9 protein-coding genes are annotated in these 9456 nt (G+C 48.7%); 8 read left to right on the top strand and 1 reads right to left on the bottom strand.

Annotated elements, in window-relative coordinates; genetic code table 11:
• The first annotated feature begins 52 nt into the window (after positions 1 to 52).
• The 6 genes from ACMGGX_RS19440 (at position 53) to ACMGGX_RS19465 (ending at position 6650) form a co-directional block, all read left to right on the top strand.
• A complete protein-coding gene (locus ACMGGX_RS19440; protein WP_420298794.1) occupies positions 53 to 619 on the top strand; it encodes a hypothetical protein in 567 nt (188 codons plus the stop codon).
• A 62-nt stretch (positions 620 to 681) separates the two neighbouring features.
• Entirely contained in the window at positions 682 to 3867 is a 3186-nt protein-coding gene (locus tag ACMGGX_RS19445) for a host specificity protein J (RefSeq protein WP_420298795.1), read from the top strand.
• On the top strand, positions 3867 to 4169 hold the full coding sequence (locus tag ACMGGX_RS19450) for a hypothetical protein (RefSeq protein ID WP_063440020.1): 303 nt from the start codon (positions 3867 to 3869) through the stop codon (positions 4167 to 4169). The genes ACMGGX_RS19445 and ACMGGX_RS19450 overlap by 1 nt, the downstream gene beginning before the upstream one ends.
• Complete coding sequence (locus tag ACMGGX_RS19455; RefSeq protein ID WP_074166714.1) at positions 4169 to 4846, top strand: hypothetical protein; 678 nt, start codon at positions 4169 to 4171, stop codon at positions 4844 to 4846. Before ACMGGX_RS19450 ends, ACMGGX_RS19455 begins: the two co-directional genes overlap by 1 nt.
• A gap of 104 nt (positions 4847 to 4950) precedes the next feature.
• Positions 4951 to 5190: a phage exclusion lipoprotein Cor gene (gene cor / locus ACMGGX_RS19460; protein WP_074166715.1), complete on the top strand. Its 240-nt coding sequence runs from the start codon at positions 4951 to 4953 to the stop codon at positions 5188 to 5190.
• A 56-nt stretch (positions 5191 to 5246) separates the two neighbouring features.
• Complete coding sequence (locus tag ACMGGX_RS19465; RefSeq protein ID WP_420298796.1) at positions 5247 to 6650, top strand: tail fiber domain-containing protein; 1404 nt, start codon at positions 5247 to 5249, stop codon at positions 6648 to 6650.
• Between the two features lie 286 nt (positions 6651 to 6936).
• Here the strand turns inward: ACMGGX_RS19465 and ACMGGX_RS19470 are convergent, their stop codons facing one another.
• Positions 6937 to 7470, bottom strand: a complete 534-nt coding sequence (locus tag ACMGGX_RS19470) for a DUF2778 domain-containing protein (protein WP_063440026.1) — start codon at positions 7468 to 7470, stop codon at positions 6937 to 6939.
• A 354-nt stretch (positions 7471 to 7824) separates the two neighbouring features.
• Here ACMGGX_RS19470 and ACMGGX_RS19475 point away from each other — a divergent pair, with 354 nt between their 5' ends.
• Together ACMGGX_RS19475 and ACMGGX_RS19480 are read left to right on the top strand one after the other, a co-directional pair.
• The gene (locus ACMGGX_RS19475) at positions 7825 to 8244 is read left to right on the top strand and encodes a translesion error-prone DNA polymerase V autoproteolytic subunit (protein WP_063440027.1); all 420 of its coding nucleotides are present in this window, start codon (positions 7825 to 7827) and stop codon (positions 8242 to 8244) included.
• A gap of 2 nt (positions 8245 to 8246) precedes the next feature.
• Positions 8247 to 9456 (top strand): Y-family DNA polymerase (locus ACMGGX_RS19480; RefSeq protein WP_420298797.1); only part of this gene is annotated, 1210 nt, incomplete at its 3' end.

A 9456-nucleotide genomic window follows, 5' to 3' on the forward strand; every position in this document is an offset into this window, starting at 1 on the left:
CCAAGCTAAGAGTATCTTCTTGAAAGAACGCATTATAAGACTGGAAATGCTTATGGATGGTTATGCTATAGACTTTCAAGATTTACTTGGATTAAGAAAATTAAACGAGCCTGGTTTGGACAGAAGGGCGTTCACAGACTGGGCTGAAAACCAGATTTCTGCTGGCAATGAGTCTTCAAATCTTTTGATTTTGGCATCTTTGGGATTAGATAAGGAAATCTCGAAAGATGAGGTATTTCGCTACTTTGATGGCTACGTTGATGAGATTGGGGAAGTGTTGCCTACTGAACGAGTCGCGTTCATATTGGCAATGCGACTAACATTCAAAAAGCTCACCTATTCTGAACTTGAGGATGATGTCTGGAGTGAATTAACTAGAACTTTTGCTAAATGGTATGACTTGCCAAATGGCCTTTTATATAGAGTAATGACGTACTGGAGCGCATTGCATGATGATTTTACAAATAATTATGAATATGAGGTTGGGTATTATTACCTGAACTATCCGCGACACGGTGACATTCCTCGTTCGGAACAATTAGAGTACGTTCGTAATTGTGCAATTCGCTTTCTCCGTATTTTCGATGAGCACTATTATTTTGGTTTGCTTATCAAATAATATTTAATTCAACATTGTTCTAATTATGGCCACCTCCGGGTGGCTTTTTTTATGGGCGCAATATGGCTATAGCAACCGCTATTAAAGGCCGCAAGGGCGGCAGTTCAAGCTCAAGAACTCCTACAGAACAGCCAGACGATCTGCAGTCAGTAGCCAAGGCAAAAATCCTTCTCGCGCTGGGAGAGGGGGAGTTTGCTGGTGGCCTTACTGCGCGCGATATTTATCTCGATGGCACCGCACTTGAGAACGCAGATGGTTCACAGAACTTCAGCGGTGTGGCGTGGGAGTTTCGTTCTGGAACTCAGGCGCAAAAATACATTCAAGGGATCCCGGGTACCGAAAATGAAATCAATGTAGGCTCCGAAGTTTCCAGCTCTACAGCGTGGACGCGCACGTTCACTAATACGCAGCTTTCAGCTGTTCGCCTGCGTCTAAAATGGCCTTCTCTCTTCAAACAGGAGGATGATGGCGATCTGGTTGGCTATTCGGTCAACTATGCAATTGACCTGCAGACAGATGGCGGCTCCTGGCAGACAGTGCTGAATACCAGCGTGACCGGGAAAACGACGTCAGGTTACGAGCGCAGCCACCGTATTGATTTACCTCAGGCGGGCAGCACCTGGACCATCAGGCTGCGCAAAATTACAGCCGATGCCAATAGCGCGAAGATTGGCGACACGATGACGCTGCAAAGCTTCACAGAAGTAATCGACGCCAAACTTCGATATCCGAACTCTGCGCTTTTGTACATTGAATTTGACTCGAGCCAGTTCAATGGCTCAATTCCGCAAATTTCCTGCGAGCCTCGCGGACGTGTTATTCGTGTGCCCGATACCTATGACCCGGAAACACGAACGTACAGCGGCACCTGGACGGGCGCATTTAAGTGGGCATGGACGGATAACCCTGCGTGGATATTTTACGATCTGGTGGTCACTGACCGCTTCGGCCTTGGTAATCGGCTAACGGCAGCCAACATCGACAAATGGACTCTTTATCAGGTCGCTCAATATTGTGATCAATCGGTACCGGACGGTAAGGGTGGTAGCGGAACTGAACCGCGTTACACCTGCAACGTTTACATTCAGGATCGAAATGACGCTTACACTGTCCTGCGTGACTTTGCTGCCATTTTTCGAGGCATGACCTACTGGGGAGACGAGCAGATTGTTGCCCTTGCAGACATGCCCAGAGATGTCGATTTTACCTACACGCACGCTAACGTAGTCGACGGCAAATTTGTTTATTCCAGCAGCACAACCAAAAGTCGCTACACAAATGCTCTTGTTTCCTGGTCAGATCCGGCAAATGGCTATGCTGATGCAATGGAGCCCGTCTTCGAGCAGGCTTTGGTGGCGCGCTATGGTTTCAACCAGCTTGAGATCACCGCCATCGGTTGCACCCGGCAGTCTGAGGCTAACAGAAAAGGGCGCTGGGGAATCCTGACCAACAATAAAGATAGGATTGTAACGTTTGACGTTGGTCTGGACGGTAATATTCCTCAGCCGGGCTACATAATTGCTGTTTCTGATCGCAATCTCTCTGGTCGAGATTTAGGCGGTCGATTATCCGCGGTTAATGGTCGTGTACTCAAACTTGACCGGGTGCCAAGTGCTAAGGCCGGTGACAGGATAATGGTAAACCTGCCGTCGGGTATTACCCAATCCCGGACGATTCAGTCCCTGTCAGGTGGAATGGTTACCGTGACAACCGCCTTTAGCGAATTTCCGCAGACTGAGGCTGTATGGGTTATTGAATCTGATGAACTTTATGCGCAGCAGTACAGGGTAATTAGTGTCACCGATAACAATGACGGGACATATACCATCACGGGGGCAAATCACGATCCGGATAAATATGCCCGTATCGATACAGGTGCCGTTATAGATCAGCGGCCGGTAAGTGTCATCCTTCCAGGTAATCAGTCGCCGCCAGTCAACATCGCGATCAGCTCGTTTTCGGTGATTCAGCAAAATATCAGCGTCGAAACCATGCGCGTAAGCTGGGGCCAGGCACAAAATGCCATCGCCTATGAGGCGCAATGGCGCCGCAACGACGGAAACTGGGTTAACGTGCCTCGCAGTTCCACCACGTCATTCGACGTCCCGGGGATTTACGCCGGACGCTATCTGGTGCGCGTGCGTGCTATCAACGCAGCGGAAATTTCTTCCGGATGGGGATATTCAGAAGAGAAGACGTTGACCGGCAAAGTTGGCAATCCTCCCAAGCCAGTGGGCTTTATGGCTACGGGCATTAACTGGGGTATTCGTCTGAACTGGGGGTTCCCGGAAAACACCGGCGATACCCTCAAAACAGAAATCCAGTACACGGCCAACAGCGATTTTTCCGATCCGTTGCTGCTATCGGACGTACCTTATCCATCTGCTGAATATACCCAGCTCGGGCTGAAAGCCGGGCAGGAATTCTGGTATCGCGCCCAGCTGGTCGACAGAACGGGTAACGAGTCCGGCTATACCGACTGGATCAGGGGAATGTCTAACGATAATGCTGATGATTATCTGGGTGAAATCGCAGATGATTTCCTTACCTCGGCCGACGGCGACCGCCTGACCAGTGATATTGATACCAATCTTGAAGCTGCAATGCAGAACGCGCTGGCCAACCACAGAACAGTTGAACATCAATGGGCGCAATACGGAGAGGTACGCGCCGATATCCTCGTTGTGAAAACTACTATTGCTGAGGTGGATAGGGCAATGGCCGAAATGTCGACACAGGTGCAGGCGCAGATCGACAACGTCACCGCTTCCCTAGAAGACAAGCTCACAGCCGTCGTCGATGCCTCCGGTGCTTCGGCAATCTACACCCTCAAAACAGGCGTGAGGATAAACGGCGTGATGTACAACGCTGGGATGTCGATTGCTGTGCTTGCTGAGGCCGGGAAACCGGTAGTTACCCGTATTGGGTTCAACGCTAATCAGTTTGTACTGATGAGTGGCAGTGGTGACGCCCAGTATTCACCGTTCGCGGTGGTTAATGGTCAGGTCTTTATGAGCTCAGCATTTATTCAGGATGGCACGATCACCAATGCTAAAATTGGCAACTTCATCCAGTCCAACAATTACGTACCAGGGCAGTCCGGGTGGAAACTGGACAAAGGCGGTACCTGGGAAAACTACGGCAGCGATGGGCAGGGCGCAAGAAAGACCACGAACGTTACTGACAGCATCAGGGATGCGAACGGTGTCCTCCGCGTACAGATTGGTAAACTTACAGGAGTATTTTAATGACGTGGGGCATTCAGACATGGGATGCCAATGGCAATCCGAACAATTATGGTATTAAGCCAGTTTCAGTGGTCGGACGTATTCAACTTTCTGAGGGACAAAACTCTGGAAGCTGGTCGTTTACCATTCCGGCAGGAATGAAGGTCGGGTTTGTCGTTTCTCTGGATAAGGGGGCGGTCTCGGTAGGGCGCAGTATCGTCGCCAGCGGAAATACGATAACTCTTGGCGCGGCAAACAGCGTTGGGATTGGAAATTATCCAGCCTCTGAATGTGAGCTCGTAGTTTTTGTGGAGAAAGCATAATGGCAGATTATGGCGCACTGATAGCTCTGGATAATGGAAATCCCTTTATTACGCCTCAGTCCACGCCATTTTGTCTCTACAGGAGGGTAGTGGTTAACTCAGTAGCAAGCGGGGCATATCACGGTGCATCTGCAACAATAGCTCTGGACGTTTCTTATCCGGCGATGGTTTTTTGCAAAACGAGTGATACTGCTCAGCCTACTATGGTTACTGCAGCCAGATCAGGAGGAAATATTCTTGTTGGATCAAGCAATGCCTATGGACAGGCACATACATTAACGGCTTACATCTTTGCTATTTATCCTCAGACATTGCCAAAATGGGGATTTGCTATCTGGGATGCCACCGGGAAGTTGGTTCTGACAAACGAGAGTCGGATATTGAGTGACCTTGTGACTGTTGGGACGCCTGGAGCTACGACAGGTGGAATTAATATTGACGTCACTTTGCCTGGTAGTTATGCGGTGGCACCCGCTATTCTTGGCTCCCAGATCATCCAGAACAATAACACTAAACCACCCACTATTGTGAATATCACAGCCTACTCAGGATGTCGGTTTAATGGTTCATCAACCAGAATTAATGCCGCGCCCTCGACCACGGCTACCGGTTCTGCTGCGGGTGGGACAACGACTGGAATAGCTTTGACGGCTATCAACACCGCCGCCTATGATTGATCGTTTTAAGCGATCAAATTCATTTAATTGATCTGTCATATCTATTTTATATTTCAGTACCGCTGCGTTAGTTTTCACTTAATAAAAACTAATCAAGGTGTGAAATGACGAAAATAATGTTAGCGATGGCATTTTGCCTGTTTCTTTCTGCTTGCTCTGGTTCAGTTCTGCAAAAGCAAAAGCCATTATGCGAGGCAGACGCACTTATTGGAGGTCAGGTTCTGTCGGTACAGATTTACGATGTGCGCAAAGTAGCCAATCAGACAGAATATAGGGCAGGCTACCCCTTCAATTGGCGATGGGTGAGCAAAAATAACTTCACCAGGTCGACCTGTTCAAAGTGAACAAAACAAGAACCCGCTTCGGCGGGTTTTTTATTATCTGCACTCAGGAGTCTTTTATGTCGGCAGGTACCCTCACCCTGACAAATGGATCCGCTATTGTTGGCGGTTCCGGAACCTCTTTTACTACCGAACTTGCCGCAGGTGACTTCATTGTCTCTACTGTGGGCGGCGTTCCGTACACGTTACCAGTAAAAACGGTAGATAGTGATACCCAACTGATACTGGTCAGCAACTTCACCGGGCCAACGCAATCTGGTGCGGCCTGGTCAGCCGTCCCCCGTGTGGCGCTGAATATGGTAACTGCCGCGCTGGTGGCGCAAAGCGCTGAAGCACTGCGTGGACTGAATTACGACAAACAGAACTGGCAACAGGTTTTTAGTGCTGCTGGTAACATTACTGTGAAGCTACCAGACGGTACAACGTTTACGGGACCATCATGGCCGTATGTAATCAGCCAGACAAGCTCGTTGAACGGGAAAACGGGTGGAACAGTAACCGGGAATTTAATGGTAACTCAGGGTAGCAGCATTGGCGTATCTACTCAGGAAGGTGGTGATAAGACTGTAAAGCTATACAACATCACAGGGGATGGGAGTGTAGGAGGTTATGTAAACGCTGTGGGAGGGGCCTGGTATAACGGGAACTGGTCTCTGGGCGGTGTTCGGGGGAGCGGGACTAATTTAGACAGAGCGCAGTTAAATGTTAATAGCGGAACTGGTACGGCGGGTTCATTTTTGTTTTACCCCGATGAGAGATTCAAATCATCTTCGTGTGGAGCTGATGGGGCTGGTTATGGTGGCTCATGGTCAGACATTAACACATGGCAAAGAAATATCTCTTTTTTCCGAGGTAACGTGTCCGTTAATAATGATGCAGGGTTTATCCCTTTTGCCCGTTGGCATAGTCAATGCAGTGGTGGATACTCTTCAACAGTAGGGCTTGGTTCTATAGCTACCGGGCCTAGTTCGTGGGCGGATGTAGCAATAACAACACTCGGGGATGGTGGTTCTGCCGGGCAACGTATATTTCAATTCACGACAGCAAACGGTGATATATACGCCAACGCTGGTGGAAATCTTTCCGGTAACTATATTTTCCAGAAGCAGCCTAACTGTGACATTACGCTGAAGCACGATATTAAATATGATGATGGTTATCAGTCATACGAGAATATCAAGAAATTCCTGCCAGCAACTTACGTCTACAACGATGACCCTCGTAAGAGAGTTCGCCGGGGTGTAATCGCTCAGGACGTCATGAAGATTGATAGTGAGTACGTAAAGCTGGTCCCTGCCGCGCCAAAGTTTGATAGCGAAGGAAACAGAGTTGATGCTGATGATACGTTGGCACTGGATAACAACGTTATCATGCTCGATACAGCACTGGCTCTCAATTACGTCATTAAGCAGTTGGAAAAAACACAGAAAGGACTTGATGAGTTTAAGAAAAAATTTTCTTAGTCATGGAAGTTTAGCGCCGCGGCCCAATCGAAAGAACAAGCAGCGGCGGCATCGATAATTCTGATGACCAAAAATTATTTCTTCAGAAGTTTCTTCAGTCTTATCAGCAAGAACGCTATTAATGCGGACAGAGAAAATTTAATCAAAATTATTGTGAAATCATAGTTATTCATGGCCTCTTCTCCATCACCTGATATCCGAATATGTTGCATGAAAACATCATTAATCCAGCTATCTGGGATGAGGATAAAACAGACGATAAGCAAAGTAACGAATATTATGATTTTCATCTCACACCACATTTACTGAAGTCAGGAACACCACGTACATCAATACGCCCGTATGCCATTAATCCTTTTCCGCCGGGTACAGTCACTTTTTTCCGTTTGAGTAATGCATTACGAAGAATCTGGAAATCGGCTGCTCTGTAAAGGGTGATGCAGCCCCACGATACACCAGAACCATCAGTATTGAGAGGATGGAGTCTGAAACTGCCACGTTTCGTACCGTTAACATAGACGTAATCGCTCATGGTTTGCGCACTGTACAAACCGAACCATTCAGAGTGATGGTTTTTATACAGGTGTGCCAGATCAATTATTTCAGCTCTCGCCTGGTTAACGAAACTACCAGTGGGTCGATCAACAATCCAGTAAGTACCGGGTGGAATCGCGGCTTTTTCAATATCTGAGCAGTTAGGATTGTTGATATATCGTTCGATCCCTGACAGAACGTCAAATGATCCAATACCATAACAGTCCAGCTTGAGCGTTTTCCCATCTGACGACAGCCGGCCATAATCCATCATGCAAATCTGCAAGCTCTTACTCCTGTTTTCGATTATCAATTCGCCGGAATGATAATAGATAATAAACGGCTGGTTAACCTACTAATTTTTCAGTGTAAGGTAGGTTAGTTATACACCAGTTTGGTAGTAAGTAGCGGTGATGCCGGTAATGCCCAATGCCTTTTGCTGGCGGAGATCACTCAGGGTTGGTCTAAATATACGCATCTGAGTCAGAACTCGAAAAATTTACAAAGGTTATAATTCGAGGAGAGATAGAAACTTACAAGCGAAGCGGTGAAGCTTTGTACAGCCATAAGGAATCCGCAGTATTGCGAACCCTCAAAAAGAAAACTACTGTATATAAAAACAGTATTTGAGGTGTACGCAATGGACTTCATTAGGCCAACAGAACTGCGAGAAATTATCGCTCTCCCGCTATTCAGTGACTTAGTTCAGTGTGGTTTCCCAAGCCCCGCAGCTGATTACGTTGAACAGCGTATCGATCTCAATGAGTTACTTGTCGCTCATCCGAGCTCCACCTATTTCGTCAAAGCCGCAGGTGATTCAATGATCGAAGCCGGGATCAGCGATGGTGATCTGCTGGTGGTGGACAGCTCACGCACTGCTGAGCATGGTGACATTGTCATCGCCGCGGTGGAGGGTGAGTTCACTGTTAAGCGCCTGCAACTGCGCCCGACCGTGCAGCTCAATCCTATGAACAGCGCTTACTCGCCGATTATTGTCGGCAGCGAGGACACGCTTAATGTGTTCGGCGTTGTTACTTTCATCGTCAAATCGGCGAGCTGAGTATGTTTGCGCTCTGTGATGTGAATTCGTTCTACGCTTCATGCGAGACCGTATTCAGGCCTGACCTGAGAGGGCGCCCGGTTGTCGTTCTCTCGAATAACGATGGCTGTGTAATCGCACGCAGTGCCGAGGCCAAGGCCGCTGGAATTACCATGGGAGAGCCTTTCTTCAAGCAAAAGGAGCTTTTCCGGCGCGCTGGCGTTGTCTGCTTCAGCAGTAACTACGAGCTGTATGCTGATATGTCGAACCGGGTAATGACGACGCTAGAGGAAATGAGCCCCCGCGTCGAAATTTACAGTATCGATGAAGCTTTTTGTGATCTTACTGGAGTGCGAAACTGCCGGGACCTGACCGAGTTCGGCAAGGAGATCCGCGCTACGGTTCTGAAGCGTACGCACCTCACCGTTGGCGTTGGCATTGCCCAGACAAAAACACTCGCTAAACTCGCCAACCACGCCGCAAAGAAATGGCAGCGGCAGACTGGCGGAGTAGTTGATTTATCGAATATCGATCGCCAGCGCCGACTCCTTGCCCTGGTACCCGTAGAGGACGTCTGGGGCGTTGGCCTCCGCATAAGTAAGAAGCTTAACGCCATGGGCATTAAAACGGCTCTGGACCTCTCAGAACAAAGCACATGGATTATACGTAAACACTTTAACGTGGTACTCGAGCGAACGGTCCGGGAGTTGCGCGGCGAGCCTTGTCTTGATCTGGAGGAGTTTGCGCCAGCAAAGCAGGAAATCGTCTGCAGTCGGTCATTCGGCGAACGCGTCACGGACTATGAGCAGATGCGCCAGGCTATTTGCAGCTATGCGGCCCGTGGCGCTGAAAAACTTCGGGGTGAGCATCAGTACTGCCGCTTTATCTCTGCGTTCGTGAAAACCTCTCCCTTTGCGCTTAACGAGCCCTATTACGGTAACAGTGCGTCCATGAAGCTTCTCACACCCACTCAGGATTCCCGCGACATCATCAACGCCGCGGTAAAGTGCCTGGACAAAATCTGGCAGGATGGCCATCGCTATCAAAAGGCTGGAATCTTGCTGGGGGATTTTTTCAGCCAAGGCGTGGCTCAGTTGAACCTGTTCGACGAAAACGCGCCGCGTGCTGGTAGCGAAAGGTTGATGGAAGTTCTGGATTATCTGAACGCGAAAGATGGAAAGGGAACGCTTTATTTTGCCGGGCAGGGCATACAGCAGCAGTGGCAGATGAAAC

This window comes from Enterobacter sp. BNK-29 (assembly GCF_048684785.1).
Lineage (GTDB): Bacteria > Pseudomonadota > Gammaproteobacteria > Enterobacterales > Enterobacteriaceae > Enterobacter > Enterobacter cloacae_M.